The organism is Liquorilactobacillus satsumensis DSM 16230 = JCM 12392 (assembly GCF_001435195.1).
In the GTDB taxonomy this organism is placed as follows: domain Bacteria; phylum Bacillota; class Bacilli; order Lactobacillales; family Lactobacillaceae; genus Liquorilactobacillus; species Liquorilactobacillus satsumensis.
The window spans coordinates 1-306 of the sequence record NZ_AZFQ01000038.1 but is presented as its reverse complement, the minus strand read 5'-3'; the positions used below and the strand labels follow the sequence as shown (position 1 = coordinate 306).

1 protein-coding gene is annotated in these 306 nt (G+C 45.4%); it reads right to left on the bottom strand.

Features of this window, described 5'->3' with window-relative positions:
* On the bottom strand, positions 1 to 306 hold a 306-nt coding region (locus FD50_RS12810), incomplete at both ends, for a prealbumin-like fold domain-containing protein (protein WP_268872009.1).

Below are 306 nucleotides of genomic sequence, written 5' to 3'. Positions count from 1 at the left end.
GTTGCCGAAACTGTAGCGACCTTAACTGTTGTTTGTAGTTCAACTGTGAAGTTCAATTTGGCATCGTTTAACTCGTAACCTGCAGGAGCACTTGTTTCCTTGAAGTAGTAGTCTCCTGATTTCAGACTGCCTACTTTGACCTGTCCAGCTGCATCGGTGGTTAAGCCACTGGCAACTTTTGTACCATCTGCTTTGTACAGATCAAACGTTGCCCCAGCAAGTGCCTTTCCAGTATCTCCATCAGTCTTGGTCAGAACAACTGAACCTGTTTTTTCTGCATTGGTTGCCGAAACTGTAGCGACCTTA